We start from the raw sequence: 15,340 nt of genomic DNA, 5'->3' as shown, positions 1-15,340 counted from the left end.
CAGCCCACTTGGCGCCTAGCGGCAACATTCGGCGCTCACCGAGAATTCCTCAATGCCAACGACGGCATCGCGCCCAATCCACCGCGAGGAAGTCTCCTATGGAACTGCCAGATCTCACATCCATCGACATCGGCCAGTTACCGCATTCGTTGCAGGCCTTGATCGAATGCATCGGCCTTGAAAACGCCTACCACTTGACCTGCGCCTACGGCGGCAGGCCCAAGTACATTCCCAAGCACCGAACGCGCACCAAACTCGCCGACGTGCTTCCGGCAGACGCACTCGAGGCCCTGATCAAGCGATTTGCCGGCGTGGCGCTGGAAATACCCAAGGCAGATCATTTCCTGCGGCAATTGCGCAATCTGCAAATCCAGAAAGAGAGCGCCGAAGGTTTGTCTCGCAGCCTGCTCGCCAACAAGTATGGGCTGAGCCTGCGACAGATTGGCAACATCCGGCGCCAGGAGCACTGCTCCCGCTGACTGTAACCATCGCGGCCTGAACGTGGCCGCCCCCTCAACCCTGATAAAAAGAGAAAACCCACATGTCTATCGATAACAGCCTCATCGGTTCTGTCATCAATGCCTTGCCCATGGACCGCATGATCGCTGCACCATTGCAAGCCATGGTGCAAGCGCAGGTCACCGCCAGCAAATCCTATGCAGACTTCCTCATGCAGGTCTGCGTACAAGATGGCAAAGCGGTTGCCATCCAGTTCGACTATGACGAAACCATCGTTGACGAGCAAGGCGAGTACAAAGGCGTCGTCAGCAAATCCATGAAGGTGCCGCTGCTGGCGGCCATCACCCACCCGAACATCACCATCGAAGAAGGTAACGTCGAGTTCGAACTGACCATCAGCCAGATGGCCGAGGACTTCAGTGAATCCAACAAAAGTGGCGAAGTGGCGGCCTCGCTGGGTTGGGGGCCTTTCAAACTGGACGTCAAAGGCAGTATCAGCAGCAAGTCGACGCAAACCCGCAAGACCGATACCCGTGCACGCTATGCATTCAATACCTCACTGCGTCGCCAGGATCCACCGGAGGCCATGATGCGGGTGATCGACTTCCTCACCGAAGCCGCCACCAAGCCGACAGTGACCCAGAATTCAACCCTGGAGAGCCAGGAGGAGATCTCGCAGGCCGATACCTTGAAAGACCCAACGCCTCCAGGCGCAGCTCCCAATAACGCGTGATGGTCGCTCGCTGTTTGATCGGTTGCCCCGCGCCTGGCGGCGGGGCCTCTTCCACCCTCAGGAGCCAACCCTTTGGACACCCCCCCAGTGCCCATGACTGCAATCGACCTGCGGGATATCACCCGCGGTCTTCAAGAGGCCGCTGCGGCCACCAATAGCCTTATAGCCCAGCAGTACATCAACCTGTTCGACCAGTTCTTTGACTGTGACAGCCAGGCCTTGGGCAGCCCGATGAAAGCGAAGATGGTCGAAGTCGCCATGGACGATCGACACATCATGCGCGTGCCTCTGTTCGCCCTGGTGGCACCCAAGGGCCTGAGCCTGGAGCGCATGCAGGTGGATCTGTCGGTGCGGGTCAACGCAACCGAAGGCCTGGGCGCCCTAAGCGAAGAATGCGCACAGGCCAGTGCCGCCAGTTTCAAGGTGACGATCGGCGCCCAGGGGCGCCAGGGTGAAACACGGGACCCTGACGAAGTGCAGATCCGCATGCAGTTTCATGCCAGCGAACCACCCGAGGCACTTAACCGCCTGATTGAGGAGTACACCAAGCTGATCACCCCCATACGCAAGCCCGACACGCCTGCACCCGCCGAAACCAACGAATTCATCGAGGCCGCCACCGTTCGCTGACGTTCTTCAGAAATCTCGCTTGTAGAAGATATCCAGGGAGCTCGCCAGCCCGCTGGCAGCCTCCAGGTATACCTTCTTGCTCAACTTGTAACGCAGCGCAATGGTATTGGCCGGCTCGAACACCCCGACCCCGTAGCGCAAGCTGAGCTTCTCGGTCAGGTTGCCACTGGCCACTACGCTGGTGCTGTTACCGGAGCCTTCGGTATCCAACTGGAAGTCATCGATCCCGAGGCCCGAGGCCAGGCTGCCGGTAATCCCGGCACTGCCCGCCAGGCCCAGGCCCAATGCCGCTTCGGCAAGCATGTTGTTATCCTCGCCAGAAGTCCCCAGCGGGCGCCCCAGCACCAAGTACGACAACGCCTGCTCCTGGCTCATGGCCGGTTCCGAGAACACCGTGGTGGTCGGCTGCTCGGCGCTGCCATTCAGGCGGATACCGGCAATCACATCGTCGACCTTGCGGATGGCCTCGATATCCAGATAAGGCTGGTCGATCGGCCCGGCAAAAAGCAACCGTGCGCGGCGAATGGTCAGGCGCTGGCCGTAGGCACGGTAGCGACCATCGGCCAGGCTCAGTTCGCCACGGGTGTCCATGTTGTCGCCTATATGCACGTGGCCAAGCAGGTTGGCAGTCAGGCCAAAGCCGCTGAATGACAGCGTGTCCTGCCCCACGACCACATCGATATCCATGGCCATCGCCATGGGCGGCTTGCCCTCTTCGGTCTGGTGGCCGACGATGACCGTGTCGTCCGAGACCTTGACAGTAGAAGGTGGCAACTCGCGCACAATGATCTTGCCCTTGGGCACCAGCACCTTGCCGGTCACCGCCAGCTTGTCATCGACCAGCCGCAGGTTCAGGTCCGGGGCAACTTCCAGTGTCGCGTAGGGCTCGACGGTCACGGGCAGTTGCTGGCCCTGCAGATGCAGGTCCATGCCCAGGGCCTGGCCCCAGGTCAGCTGGCCGTTGAGTTGGCCGCGCCCGGCATCGCCGCTGCGCCAGCCGCCGTTGATCTGCACCTGCTCGCCAGCGATCAGGGCCTGCAGCGACAGGTCCTGCAGGCTGACCGGCAGCTCGGCACCACTGACCTCGCCCCCGGTGAGCACCAGGTTGCCGTTGATTTGTGGTGCCAGCAAGGTGCCGGTCAAGCGGCCGCTGCCATTCAACTGCCCGGCCAGGCGTTCGACCATCGGCACGAACGGACGGGCAATCGACACATCCAGCCCGGCGAGACGGAAGTCGCCAGACAGCGGCTTGTTCTTGCCCAGCGGATCGAGGCGCGTGTTCAGGCTCAGCTCACCCAGGCGCTCACCGCGAAAATCCAGGCGCGTATCGACCCGGCGTGGCGCCAGGGTGCTGTCCAGCCGCAGGGCCTGGTAAGGGAAGTCGATCCAGCGGCCGTTGTCGCGAACGCGCAACGTACCGCCACTGGCATCGACACGGATGTTGCCCTTCGGGCCGCTGGTGGGAATGTCCAGGTTCACGTCGGCATTGAGCATGCCTTGCCAGGCGAAGTCCTTCGGCAGCCATTGCGCCAGGCTATCCAGCGGGAACTGCTTGAGGTGATAGCGCAGACGCGGCTCGGGCGCCAGCCGTTGGTCCTCGCCGCACAGGCTGGCCTGGCCTGAACGCCAGCAATGGGCGCCGAAATCCAATTGGCCACTTGCCAGCCGCTGCAGGCGCGCCGGTGACTGCAGCTGCCAGTCCTGGCCACCGGCCTGGATCCTGCCGCTGGCCAGGCGACCACGCCAGTCGCCTTTGTTCAGCTGGCCATCCAGGCCCAGGTCGAGCTTGAGTTGCGGACCGTCCAGGGCCAGGGTCAGCGCCTGCTGGCGGATATCACCCTTGCCATTGGCCTGCAAGGTGCCCAGCACCGTGTCGCCCAGGCGGATGCCGCTGGCCTTGAGGTCGATCACGCCCCGTTGGGCGCTGTCCAGACGCCCCTCCAGCTCGAGCCGCTGGAGGTGGTTTTCTTCCTGCGCCAGTTGCTGGCCCTGCAGGGTCAGGTTGCCTTGCGGTGCGTTCAGCGTGCCGCTGACGTCCAGGCGCCCTTTAACCCGCCCTTGCAACCTCGGCCATAGCTGGCCAAGCCGTGGCAGATCGAGGTCGACACGCCCGGCCATGCGCTGCTGCAGGCTACCGCTACCGTTGATACGGTTATCGCCCAGTTGCACAGCCAGTGCGCCGAGCGTCCAGCTCTGCCCGGCCCCTTTGGCCTCGACCTTGAGCATCGCCGGCTGCCCGCGCAGGCGCCCCTTGAGGTCGAGCTGGGCATCCAGGCTGAGTTGTTCGCCCTTCATCTCACCCTTGCTGCGCAAAGGCCCGGCCAGGGTGCCCGGCAACTCGGCGAGCCAGTACGCGGGGTCCAGCGCTGACAACTGCAGGTCGACGTCCCAGGCCAGCGTATCGGCAAAGCGCACAACGACGCTGCCCGCCGCCTTGCCCTGCCCGGCGGTCAGCGCCAGCTGCGGCAGGCGCACCTGGCCCAGGTCACCTTGGAACGGGCTGGCCAGGGTAAATGCCCCTGCCGGGCCGTCGAGATCACCGTTGAAGGTGCCCTGGTAGTTGCCATCCTGGTATTGAACCTGGGCACTGAAACGCTTGAGGGTAACCTGCGGCGGCGTTTCCAGCGGGTATAGACGCAACCACGGAAAGTCCTGCCAATCCAGTTGAGCGTCGGCCTTCAGCGCCTGCTGCCAGTCAGCGCTGGCCTGCAGCTTGACGCGCTGGGTGTCGCTGGCTGTCAGGTCCAGGGCATCCAGCTTGGCACCCTTGGCGTCCACCTTGCCGGCCAGCGCCAGTGCGATCGGGGCCTGTTCGGCCGGCAAGCTGGCGCTACCAGACAGTTGATAGCCCTTGAGGAGGTCGCCCTGGGCATCCAGCACAAGCTGGTTGAATTGCAGCGTGTCGGGCAACGAGCCCATTGGTTTGAATGCGTCGGCGCGTATCTGCAGCTTCGCCGGCAAGTGTTCGGCCAGGGCCTGTAGCGTCCCGTTCAGGCGGGCATCCAGGTAGCCGCTGCTGGTGGCGTCGAGGGTAAGGGTTTTCTGCAATTCACCCTTGGCGGTCAGGGCCAGTTGCCAGGCCTTGCCCTCCACCGCTGGCAACTGCACCTGGCCTTGAAGTTGTACCGGCCAATTTCCCTCAGGCTGCACATCGCCCTGCAGGTGCACCCGCAAACCGTCACGTTGCAACTGCAGGCTGTCGATGCGCAGGCCACTCGCGGTCCAGTGCGCCGCCAGGTGCAGATCGCCAAGCAGATCACTGCCATCCAGGCGCAACTGCCCCACCTTCACCTCACCGACCTCGATCGCCAGCGGCAAGCGCAGGGCGGGTAACTGCAGCGGAGCACTTTCGGCCGTTTGATCGCCTGGCGCGAAGGCCATGTCGACCCGCTGAGCCTGTAGCTGGTCGATACACAGCGTGGCGCGCATGAGGCAAGCGGGAGACCAGCTCAGTAGCGGCGCTTGCAGCTGCACCGTGTTGCCGCCGTCGACCCAGCGCAACTGGCTGGCCTGCCAGGTGCCTGCCAAGCGGCCCTGGAATGCTTCGATCGTCAGCCCTGGCACTCGGCCGAGAACCCAACGGCTGCCGCCTTCGGTACCCAGCAACAGCCCCAGGGCCAAGGCCACCAGCAGCACACTGCCGAGCACGCCCGGCAGAACGAATTTCAACACACGCATCACAGCTCGGGCCCCATGGAGAAGTGCAGGCGAATACCGCCGTCGTCATCGAGCGCCTTGGCCAGGTCCAGGCGCAGCGGCCCTACCGGCGAAACCCAGCGCACACCAAAACCGACCCCGGTCTTGAGGCTGGGCAGTTCCAGCGTGTTGAACGCGTTGCCCTGATCGATGAAGGTTGCCACCCGCCATTTTTCGGCCAGCGAATACTGGTACTCGACACTCCCCGCGACCAGGTAGCGCCCGCCAATGCGGTCACCGTCGCTGTTCTTCGGCGAGAGCGTCTGGTAGTCGTAGCCGCGCACGCTCTGGTCACCACCGGCGAAAAAGCGCAGCGACGGCGGAATGTTGTTCTTGTAGCCGTTGGTGGCACTGCCACCGAACTGCACCCGGCCGAGGAAACGGTGATTGTGGCCGAGCGTAGTCAGGCCCTTGAGCAGGACATTGCCGTGCAACAGGTTGGTGTCGGACACCAGCCCCTCCTTGGCCACCTGGGTATCAAACTGTAAGCGGTAGCCGTTGTGCGGGTCGATGCGGTTGTCACTGCGCAGGTAGGAAAAACTCACGCCGGGCATCAGCAGGTTGCTAAGCCCCGAGTCATCGCCCAGGCGATACTCTTCGCGCTGGTACTTGAGCGAGACCACCCGCTGCCAGCCGCTGGCCAGTTTGCTGTGCCACTCCGGGCCGACGGTCAGCAACTTGCTGAGGGTGTCGGTGCCGGCGATTTCCTCGTTCTGGTAACCACCTGCGAAGCGCAGCTTGTCGGTCAAGGGTGGATCGAGCGGCACGTCGTACCACAAGCCCACGTTCTGCCGCGGAGCCGAAAGCTCGGTTTCCCAGCCATAACTATGGCCTTGCGGATTGACCCAGTGCCGTGTCCAGTTGGCCTTGCCACGCGGCCCCACGTCAGTCGAGAAGCCCAGGCCCAGGCCCATGGTGCGCGGTTTGCGGGTGTCGAGGCGCACCTCTACCGGGATGTCCTCGCCCACTGCCGCAGTGGGCGCGGCATCGACCCGCACGCCTTCGAAATAGCCACTCGATTGCAGGTCGTTGTTGAGTTGGGCAATCAGTTCGGAGTCGTAAGGCGTGCCGGGCTTGAACGAGACCATGCGCTGCAGCAGGTCTTCATCGAGCGGCGTGTCACCAGTGAATTTCACGGCGCCGAGGCGATAACGCGGACCACTCTGGTAAACCAGTTCGATATCGGCCACACCGGCCTGAGGGTCGACCGCCAGGCGCTGGCGCGTGAAGTGGCCACTGAAGAAGCCATAGCGCGAAGCCTGGTTCTGGATCAACCGCTTGGCATCTTCGTACGTGCCATGGTTGAGCTGTTCACCCTCCCGCAGGGCCTTGCTGTCGGGTACGCGAAAACCTTTCATCTCGCTGGCCGGCCCTTCGATGCGCACCGTCACGTTGCGCAGGCGCACCGGCTCGCCGGGGGCGATCTCGATGATCAGCTGTGGGTACTGGTCGGCCTTGGCTGGCGGCTTGACCTCGGTGTCGATCTGCGCCTGATAGTAGCCAAGGGCCTGCGCGGCCTTGCGCGCCTGCTCCTGGGCCCCGCGACTGAAACGCAGCAGCGCTTGCTCATCGCGGTCTCCAAGGCTACCGATATAGCCTTCGACATTGGCCTTGAGTTCCTTGTTGGCGGGCTTGACCTTCACCAGCAACTCGCTCTGGCCCCATGCAGCAACACTGGCAGCCCAGAAAACCAGGCCCCAGGTAAGTCTTCCTGAATACGTCATGCGGCGCATGCTACCAGAGCCAGGCGCTCAAGGGAGGCGCCTGGCGGCACAGTTCAAGCAATTGATGACATGGATGAGACTGGGTTGGGATGAAAGAACACCCTTTCCCGGACTGGCCCTACAGCTACCTCCCCTATCTCTTCATAGCCCTGGCGCGCGTAAAAGGCCAGGTAATGCTCGTTGCCAGAGTCCAGCACCACGCCTTGGGTGTTGGGGTCTTCCGCGCACCAATCGTGAACAGCTTGTAACAATTGCTCGCCATAGTGACAGCCTCGAAATTGCGGATGCACCCCCAGCAGCGGCAGCATGTGCACCTGCCCGCTCGGCAGGCAGCTGGCCAGCGCGGCCTGGTAATCCATGTAGCGTCGGGTACAGCGCTGGCCGGTGCCCAGCAGCATGCGCAAGCGCCAGGCCCAGCTGTCGGCCACACCCAGGCGACGTTGCGGCGGCACGATCAGGGCCATGGCGATCAGGCGGTCTTCCAGCAGCAGGCCGATTGCCGGCAGCTGCAGGTAAAAATGTTGACGTACCCACTCGCGCACCATCACCCGCAACCGGCGCTCGTAGCCTGGGCGCTGGGCTTCGAAGATATAGGCAAAAGTCGGTTCGTGGCGGTAGGCGTTGTACAACAGTGAGCGTGCCTCACGGCTGTAGCCGTCATCGAGGGTGCAGATACGCGCCTGGGCGGCAGCTGTTTCGAGCATGGCGGGTCGTCCTCCTGGAAAGGGCATGTCAGTGCCTTGGAGGTGCTCCACTGCGCATCGTTCACCTCACCCAGCACGTTAGCAGTGCCAGGGCCTGGCCGCCATGCTGGTGATCATCGCCGATGTCGGCTAGCATCCGGCCTTTTACCAGGATTGTCTTTCCAATGAAGATCGTCTGTTTCAACATCAACGGCCTGCGGGCCCGCCCGCACCAGCTGGCGGCGCTGATCGAAAAGCACCAGCCGGACGTGATCGGCCTGCAGGAAACCAAGGTCAGCGACGATCAGTTCCCCCTGGCCGATGTCCAGGCGCTGGGCTACCACGTGCACTACCACGGCCAGAAGGGCCACTACGGGGTCGCCCTGCTCTCGCGCCAGGCGCCGCTGAGCCTGTCCAAGGGCTTTGCCACGGATGAAGAAGATGCGCAGCGCCGCTTCATCTGGGGCACCTTCGCCGATGCCGACGGTAACCCGATCACTGTCATGAACGGCTACTTCCCGCAAGGTGAAAGCCGTGATCACCCCACCAAGTTCCCGGCCAAGCAGCGCTTCTACAGCGATCTGCAAGCGTTGCTCGAAGCGCAGTTCAAGAACGACCAGCCGGTCTTGGTGATGGGCGACATGAACATCTCGCCCCAGGACTGCGACATCGGCATCGGCCCGGACAACGCCAAGCGCTGGCTGAAGACCGGCAAGTGCAGCTTCCTGCCGGAAGAGCGCGAGTGGATGGAACGCCTCAAGGGCTGGGGCCTGGTGGACAGCTTCCGCCACCTGCACCCGGACGTAGCCGACCGCTTCAGCTGGTTCGACTACCGCAGCCGCGGCTTCGAGGACGAACCCAAGCGCGGCCTGCGCATCGACCTGATCATGGCCTCCCAGGCCCTGGTGCCGCGGATCAAGGCGGCCGGCGTGGACTATGAGCTGCGCGGGATGGAAAAGCCTTCCGACCATGCGCCGATCTGGCTCGAATTGAGCTGACCTGATCCGACGCATTCGCGGGCACGCCCGCTCCCACAGGGAACCCACAACGCTCGAGCTTGTGGTAATCCTGTGGGAGCGGGCGTGCCCGCGAAGAGACACACACGATACCCGCTAGAGCCCCAGGCGCAACGCCTCCCCAACCCCTGCCCCACGCCCATCGTCCGCCGCGCTGACCAGGGCAAAGTTGTACGCCCCATGCGACCAGTATCGCGCCTCCAGTTGCCCATCGACCCGCTGCCCCTGCGGCATGCGTTCATAGCGGTCGCCCGGCGAGCGCAGGAACAGGCTGATGCGCTGGCCGTTACGATCCTGGAATACCAACAGCGCTGCCGGCCCCTGCTCGTTGCTGAGCAAGCGCGCACCGACCGGCTCGAAGCCGTAACCCGCCAGGTCAGGGAGCTGGCCCACGCGGTTGAAATGCCGGCCCAGCCAGTCGCGCAATTGCGCCGGGTCACTGGCCTGGATATCCAGTGCCTCACTGCCGGCGAACAATCGATGGGCCTGCACCGCATCGGCCATCGGCAATACATGGCTGGCCAAGGTCACCTGGCGTGCCTGCCAGCCACCCAACCCGCCGACCCCCATGGCCAGCAACAGCACCGCCGCCGAAGCCAGCCGCCGCTGGCGACGCTGGCGCACCCGCTGCTGCACCTGACGCAGGTCGAGCGTGGCCGCCCCAGGCTGCTCGGCAAACCCTGCCAAGGCCGCACGCAGGCGCCGGGCATCGTTGCGCCAGGCCTCGACCCGCGCCGCTTCCTGCGGGTTGGCCGCCAGCCAGGCCTGCACCTCGGCACGGCGGGTGGGCTCCAGGCGGTCATCGATATAGGCGTGCAGTTCGTCTTCACCAGGAATCAGGCGTGTCATTTGAGTCTCCGCAAGGCCGGCGGCTGGGGGTTGCCTTCGGTCAGTTCACGCAAGGCAGCACGGGCACGCGACAGGCGCGACATCACCGTGCCAATAGGGATTTCCAGGGCTGCCGCCGCTTCCTTGTAACTGAGCCCCTCGATGCTCACCAGCAACAGCAAGGCCCGCTGTTCGGTCGAGAGCTGGGCGAAGGCCTGCAAGTCGGCCTGGGCCAGGACGATGTCCTCGGTGTTATCGCCGAGTGCTTCATGCTCCACCGCGCTGCGGCCGAACCATGACAGCCAGCGGGCATGCAAGCGCTCGCGGCGCTTGGCATCGAGAAACAGCCGATAAAGAATGGTAAACAGCCAGGCGCGCAGCGCCTCGGCTTCGCGTTGCTGGTCTCGGCGGCTCAAGGCGCGTTCGATGGTGGCCTGGACCAGATCATCGGCACTGCCGGGCTCACGGGTCAGCCACAGGGCAAAGCGGCGCAAGCGCTGCAACAGCTCACGCCATTGCTGTTCGTCCAGATCGTGCATGGTCAGGTACCGGGCGCTGGGGTTGTCAGTGTAGGGGCAGACGCCCGACAAGAAAATTTATTCCCGCCCAGGGAATAAGTCTTTCCCCAGGCCGTCGTACCGCCACCTTCACTGAACCGGATGACCACCATGAACTCACCCTTGCAAGGCCCTGCCAAGGCGCTGCGCCTGGCCGGCATCGGCACCGTGCTGCTGGCGCTGGGCGCCGGCTTCGCCTATGCCGCAGGCTGGATAGGCGGGCCGCAGCTGACGCCACAACGCATCATCGATACCTTCGAAGCCCAGGCCGGGCACTACCCGGGGTATCGCAAGAACCACGCCAAGGGCCTGTGCGTCAGCGGCTACTTCGAGCCCAGTGGCCAGGCCGCGAGCTTGTCGACAGCACGGGCTTTCAGCCAGGCGCGAGTGCCGGTGATCGGCCGCTTCGCCATCGGCGGTGCCAACCCGTTCGCCCCGGACACCGGCATACCGGTGCGCAGCCTGGCAATCCAGTTGAGTACCGATGACGGCCAAGTCTGGCGTACCGGCATGAACAACCCGCCCGTGCTGGCGGTCAGCACACCGCAAGGCTTCTACGACCAGGTGCTGGCCGGCGCGCCAGATCCGGCCACTGGCAAGCCAGACCCGGCAAAGCTGCAGGCATTTTTCGCCGCCCACCCGGAGAGCGCGGCATTTCGCCAGTGGGCGGCAAGCTACAAACCCAGCGACAGCTTCGCCAGCACCCAGTACCACAGCATCAATGCCTTCCGCCTGATCGACGCCCACGGCACCGCGCACCCGGTACGCTGGCAGCTGGAACCGCAAACGCCATTCACCGCCCTGCCCGGCCAGGTCGACGACAAACAGTTCCTCCAGCACGACCTGCAACAGCGCCTGGACCAAGGGCCATTGCGCTGGACCCTGCGCCTGGTGCTGGCAGACCAGGGCGATGCGGTGGACGACCCGGCTCGTCCCTGGCCGGCCGAACGCCGTCGCGTCGATGCCGGCAGCCTGGTGATCGAACAGGTCGACGCCCCCGAACAAGGCGCTTGCCGTGACCTGAACTTCGACCCATTGATCCTGCCCGGTGGCATCGAACCGTCCGCCGACCCAATCCTCGCCGCCCGTTCGGCGGCCTATTCGGAATCATTCAACCGCCGCAGCCGCGAGTCCCTCGGCGCAGGAGCAAAGCGATGAAACCTGAAGTCTTCCACCCGATGGCGCGCCTGGTGCACTGGCTGATGGCGATCCTGATCATCAGCATGCTGTTCATTGGCGTGAGCATGGTCGGCGACCTGTCACCGCGCCACCCGCTGCTGGTCGAATTGCACAAGGCCACAGGCCTGGCACTGCTGGGACTGGTGATCGTGCGCATCGGCCTGCGCCTGACCTTGCCACATCCGCCCTTGCCCACCGACCTGCCTGCCTTGCAACGTGTTGCCGCGGGCGCCTCGCACTTGCTGCTCTACGCCCTGATGCTGGCCATGCCGCTGCTGGGCTGGGCGATGCTGTCGGCGGGCGGCTACCCACGCCCCCTGCAACTGCCGGCGATCGCCCCGCACGACCTGCAGCTGTATGCCTTGCTGCGCCAGGCCCATGGCTGGGCAGGCTACCTGCTGTTCGCCACTGTACTGGTGCATCTGGGCGCGGCGCTGATGCATGCGTTGGTGCGTCGGGACGGCGTGTTGCGTAGCATGTGGCCAGGCCACGTGCGGCGCAGCGAATGACAGGCTGACGCCAGGCGGGCTCACGATGACTACTCTTACTCATCTCGACAGCTAGCTTGTCGACCTGCTCTGGACTGCCCGATGAACACCGCAAAGGACCCTGCCCTGCTTGCCCCTGCCAACGCCCTGGACATGCGCCCGCTGCTGCTGGCCAACATGGCCTGCACCATGTCGATGATGGCCTTCGTCGCGCTGATCGGGCCGATCTCGCGCTTGCTGGGCATGGCCACCTGGCAGGCCGGCGCGGCGGTGACGGTGGCCGGCGTGGTCTGGGTGCTGCTCGCGCGCCCTTGGGGGCGATTGTCCGACCGCCTGGGGCGTCGCCGCATCCTGCTGATGGGCAGCGCTGGCTTCACCCTGGCCTACTGGCTACTGTGCCTGTTCGTCGAAGGTGCGCTGCGCTGGTTGCCAGGGGCAAGCCTGGCCTTCGTCGGGCTGATGCTGGCGCGCGGTTGCATCGGCGCTTTCTACGCTGCCATACCGGTGGGCTGCAATGCACTGATCGCCGACCATGTCGAACCGCAGCGCCGGGCGCGGGCCATGGCTTCACTGGGCGCGGCGAATGCCGTCGGCCTGGTGGTGGGGCCGGCGCTGGCAGCCGTGCTGGCCCAGCACAGCCTCAGCCTGCCCTTTCACATCATGTCGTTGCTGCCGGCCAGCGCCTTCTTGGTGGTGTTGTTCAAGCTCAAACCACAGCCCCTTGCCCAAACCTATGCGCCCAGCCCGGTTCGGCTCAGCGACGCCCGCTTGCGCCGGCCACTGCTGGTGGCGTTCAGCGCCATGCTCAGCGTCACGGTTTCGCAGATCGTCGTCGGCTTCTTCGCCCTCGACCGCCTGCAACTGGCGCCGACCGATGCCGCACAGGCTGCCGGTGTCGCCCTGACCACCGTCGGGGTGGCGCTGATCCTGTCGCAGGTGCTGCTGCGCCAGCTGGAGTGGCCACCGTTGAAGATGATCCGGGTCGGTGCCAGCGTGTCGGGGCTGGGTTTCGCCGCTGGCGCGCTGGCCACCACGGCGCCCTGGCTGTGGAGCTGCTATTTTGTCGCTGCAGCCGGTATGGGCTTTGTATTCCCGGCGTTTTCCGCGCTGGCAGCCAATGCCATGCAGGCCTCGGAACAAGGTGCCACCGCCGGCTCGATTGGCGCAGCCCAAGGCATGGGGGCGGTGATCGGCCCGTTGGCCGGAACCCTGGTCTACGCCTTGGACCCACGCCTGCCGTTCCTGGCGGTGGCACTGCTGTTGCTACTGGTCGGGCTGTGGCCGCTGCCGCGTGACCAACGCGCCTGAAAGCACAGCGCGCAAGCGTGCAGAGTATGTTTTAATGCGTCGCTAATTATTTTAAACACCTCTGATTACAAGGCGGCTATGGACACGGGGACGCGACTCAAACTGGTGCGTGAACGCAACAACCTCTCCCAACGGGAACTGGCCCGCCGCAGCGGGTTGACCAATTCGACGATCTCGCAGATCGAACAGAACCGTGTCAGCCCGTCGGTCAGCTCCCTGAAAAAACTCCTCGAAGGGATCCCCATGACCCTGGCCGAGTTCTTCAGTTTCGACGAGCCGGTGCGCGAAGAGCGCTTCGTGTTCCGCGCCAGCGAGCAGCCGGACCTGGGCCGCAATGGCCTGCGCATGCTGCTGGTCGGTGCCAGCGTCGAGGCCCGCCAGATGCGCATGCTGCGTGAACTGTATGCCCCCGGCGCCGACTCCGGCGAGCCGATCGTGCATGCCGAAGGCGAAGAATGTGGCCTGGTTACCCGTGGCACCGTGGAGCTGTGGGTCGATGGCCAAGTGAGCATCCTCAACTCGGGCGATGGCTACTACATCCCTACTACCCTGCCGCACAGCTTCAAGAACATCGGCCCGGACGAGGCGGAAATCATCAGCGCCAACACCCCGGCGAATTTCTGAGCCCGCGATGGCCTCACCCATGGAGAGGCCATCCAGCCTCAACGGCTCAGCGCTTCTTCGACGAAATCCAGGCGATCCTGGCCGAAGAACATTTGCCCATCGACAAAGCAGGTCGGCGCACCAAACACACCCCGCGCAACCGCCTCCTCGGTCACCCGCTTGAGTTCGGCCTTTACCTCGCCATCGGCCGCCAGAGCATGAAATGCCTCAGGGTCGAAGCCAGACTGGTGCAGCGTTTCATTCAGTACCTGACCATCGCTCAAGTTGCGCTGATGCTGCCAAAGCCCCTTGAACAGCACGGCCAACAACGCGTCGAACTGCGCGGGCGCACGAAGCTGCATGCCGAGGGTGCCGCGCATCAGGGTCAGGGTGTTCACCGGGAACCCCGGCGGCAGCCCGAACGGCACGTCATAACGGCGGGCGTAACGGCCAAGATCGATGAACATGTAGCGGCCCTTGGCAGGGATCATCGCCGGTGATGCGTTGCCGGTGGCCTGGAACACCCCGCCCAGCAGCATGGGCCGGTAGACCAGGGTCGCGCCATGCCGGGCGCACAGCGCAGGCAGCTGGGTCCAGGCCAGATAACTGGCCGGGCTGCCCAGGTCGAAGTAGAACTCCACGGTCTTGCTCATAGGTCACGCTCCTTGCTCAGGCAGGCTTACCAGCGCTCCATCCACGGGCGCAGGTCCAGTTCGAAGGTCCAGGCATCCCGGGGCTGGGCATGCAGGAACCAGTAGCTGTCGGCGATGTGCGCCGGGGCGAGGATACCGTCCTGATCCTTCAGCGCGTAGCGTTCGGGGAACGTGTCACGAATGAACGCGGTGTCGATGGCCCCATCCACCACCACATGGGCCACGTGGATGTTGCGCGGGCCAAGCTCGCGCGCCATGCTCTGGGCCAAGGCACGCAGGCCATGCTTGGCCCCGGCGAAGGCGGCGAAACCGGCAGCGCCGCGAGTGCCTGCAGTGGCGCCGGTGAAGAGGATCGTGCCACGCTCACGGGTGACCATGCGCCGGGCCACGGCCTGGCCGGTGAGGAAGCCGGCGAAGCAGGCCATTTCCCAGATCTTGAAGTATTTGCGCGGGGTCTCCTCAAGGATGCTGCACGGCACATTGGCGCCGATATTGAAGACAAAGGCTTCAATCGGGCCAATATCACGTTCGATGGTTTCGACCAGCTCGGCAACTTCCTGCTCTTTGCGCGCATCCGAGCCGAAACCATGGGCTTGGCCCCCTTCGGCGCGGATCTCATCGATCAACGGCTGCAACTTATCGGCCTGGCGGCGCGTAACACAGGCGACATAGCCCTCACGGGCAAAGCGCTTGGCGATTGCGCCACCGGTGGCGTCCCCGGCCCCGATCACCAGCACCACTTTTTGTTGTTCTAGCATGCCTGACTCCATTGGTGAATGATCG

Annotated in this window: 15 protein-coding genes; 8 read left to right on the top strand and 7 right to left on the bottom strand. The window is 64.3% G+C overall.

Annotated elements, in window-relative coordinates; genetic code table 11:
* Nucleotides 1-98: 98 nt before the first annotated feature.
* From CQW31_RS05125 to CQW31_RS05115, 3 genes are all read left to right on the top strand, one after another.
* On the top strand, nt 99-479 hold the full coding sequence (locus CQW31_RS05125) for a Mor transcription activator family protein (RefSeq protein ID WP_054887321.1): 381 nt from the start codon (nt 99-101) through the stop codon (nt 477-479).
* Between the two features lie 62 nt (nt 480-541).
* Nucleotides 542-1,192, top strand: coding sequence for a DUF2589 domain-containing protein (locus CQW31_RS05120; protein WP_054887322.1), 651 nt, complete (start codon nt 542-544; stop codon nt 1,190-1,192).
* Nucleotides 1,193-1,264: 72 nt separating this feature from the next.
* Nucleotides 1,265-1,822: a DUF2589 domain-containing protein gene (locus CQW31_RS05115; protein WP_249341961.1), complete on the top strand. Its 558-nt coding sequence runs from the start codon at nt 1,265-1,267 to the stop codon at nt 1,820-1,822.
* A gap of 6 nt (nt 1,823-1,828) precedes the next feature.
* On the opposite strand, the gene CQW31_RS05110 is transcribed toward CQW31_RS05115, so the two are convergent.
* The 3 genes from CQW31_RS05110 to CQW31_RS05100 are packed head-to-tail and all read right to left on the bottom strand — an operon-like array spanning nt 1,829 to nt 7,946.
* On the bottom strand, nt 1,829-5,503 hold the full coding sequence (locus tag CQW31_RS05110; protein WP_099813949.1) for a translocation/assembly module TamB domain-containing protein: 3,675 nt from the start codon (nt 5,501-5,503) through the stop codon (nt 1,829-1,831).
* Nucleotides 5,500-7,242 (bottom strand): autotransporter assembly complex family protein, encoded by a 1,743-nt coding sequence (locus tag CQW31_RS05105; protein ID WP_054887417.1) that lies wholly within the window; start codon nt 7,240-7,242, stop codon nt 5,500-5,502. Before CQW31_RS05105 ends, CQW31_RS05110 begins: the two co-directional genes overlap by 4 nt.
* Nucleotides 7,243-7,295: 53 nt before the next feature.
* The gene (locus CQW31_RS05100) at nt 7,296-7,946 is read right to left on the bottom strand and encodes an N-acetyltransferase (RefSeq protein ID WP_054887325.1); all 651 of its coding nucleotides are present in this window, start codon (nt 7,944-7,946) and stop codon (nt 7,296-7,298) included.
* Between the two features lie 164 nt (nt 7,947-8,110).
* Here CQW31_RS05100 and xthA point away from each other — a divergent pair, with 164 nt between their 5' ends.
* A complete protein-coding gene (gene xthA, locus CQW31_RS05095) occupies nt 8,111-8,923 on the top strand; it encodes an exodeoxyribonuclease III (RefSeq protein ID WP_099813948.1) in 813 nt (270 codons plus the stop codon).
* A 114-nt stretch (nt 8,924-9,037) separates the two neighbouring features.
* Here xthA and CQW31_RS05090 read toward each other — a convergent pair whose 3' ends face one another.
* The gene (locus CQW31_RS05090; RefSeq protein WP_099813947.1) at nt 9,038-9,790 is read right to left on the bottom strand and encodes an anti-sigma factor; all 753 of its coding nucleotides are present in this window, start codon (nt 9,788-9,790) and stop codon (nt 9,038-9,040) included.
* A complete protein-coding gene (locus tag CQW31_RS05085; RefSeq protein WP_099813946.1) occupies nt 9,787-10,308 on the bottom strand; it encodes a sigma-70 family RNA polymerase sigma factor in 522 nt (173 codons plus the stop codon). The genes CQW31_RS05090 and CQW31_RS05085 overlap by 4 nt, the downstream gene beginning before the upstream one ends.
* Nucleotides 10,309-10,437: 129 nt before the next feature.
* On the opposite strand from CQW31_RS05085, the gene CQW31_RS05080 reads away from it, so the two are divergent.
* The 4 genes from CQW31_RS05080 (at nt 10,438) to CQW31_RS05065 (ending at nt 13,925) form a co-directional block, all read left to right on the top strand.
* Complete coding sequence (locus CQW31_RS05080) at nt 10,438-11,484, top strand: catalase family peroxidase (protein WP_099813945.1); 1,047 nt, start codon at nt 10,438-10,440, stop codon at nt 11,482-11,484.
* A complete protein-coding gene (locus CQW31_RS05075; RefSeq protein ID WP_099813944.1) occupies nt 11,481-12,014 on the top strand; it encodes a cytochrome b in 534 nt (177 codons plus the stop codon). Before CQW31_RS05080 ends, CQW31_RS05075 begins: the two co-directional genes overlap by 4 nt.
* Before the next feature lie 81 nt (nt 12,015-12,095).
* Nucleotides 12,096-13,301, top strand: a complete 1,206-nt coding sequence (locus tag CQW31_RS05070) for an MFS transporter (RefSeq protein ID WP_054887329.1) — start codon at nt 12,096-12,098, stop codon at nt 13,299-13,301.
* A 78-nt stretch (nt 13,302-13,379) separates the two neighbouring features.
* On the top strand, nt 13,380-13,925 hold the full coding sequence (locus CQW31_RS05065; RefSeq protein WP_054887330.1) for a cupin domain-containing protein: 546 nt from the start codon (nt 13,380-13,382) through the stop codon (nt 13,923-13,925).
* A gap of 38 nt (nt 13,926-13,963) precedes the next feature.
* Here CQW31_RS05065 and CQW31_RS05060 read toward each other — a convergent pair whose 3' ends face one another.
* Both CQW31_RS05060 and CQW31_RS05055 read right to left on the bottom strand, forming a co-directional pair.
* Nucleotides 13,964-14,557, bottom strand: a complete 594-nt coding sequence (locus CQW31_RS05060; RefSeq protein ID WP_099813943.1) for a 2-hydroxychromene-2-carboxylate isomerase — start codon at nt 14,555-14,557, stop codon at nt 13,964-13,966.
* Nucleotides 14,558-14,583: 26 nt separating this feature from the next.
* The gene (locus CQW31_RS05055) at nt 14,584-15,315 is read right to left on the bottom strand and encodes an SDR family oxidoreductase (RefSeq protein ID WP_099813942.1); all 732 of its coding nucleotides are present in this window, start codon (nt 15,313-15,315) and stop codon (nt 14,584-14,586) included.
* Nucleotides 15,316-15,340 lie beyond the last annotated feature (25 nt).

The organism is Pseudomonas sp. 382, assembly GCF_002759075.1.
GTDB classification, from domain to species: Bacteria; Pseudomonadota; Gammaproteobacteria; order Pseudomonadales; family Pseudomonadaceae; genus Aquipseudomonas; species Aquipseudomonas vlassakiae.
This window is presented reverse-complemented; position numbering and strand designations above follow the sequence as displayed.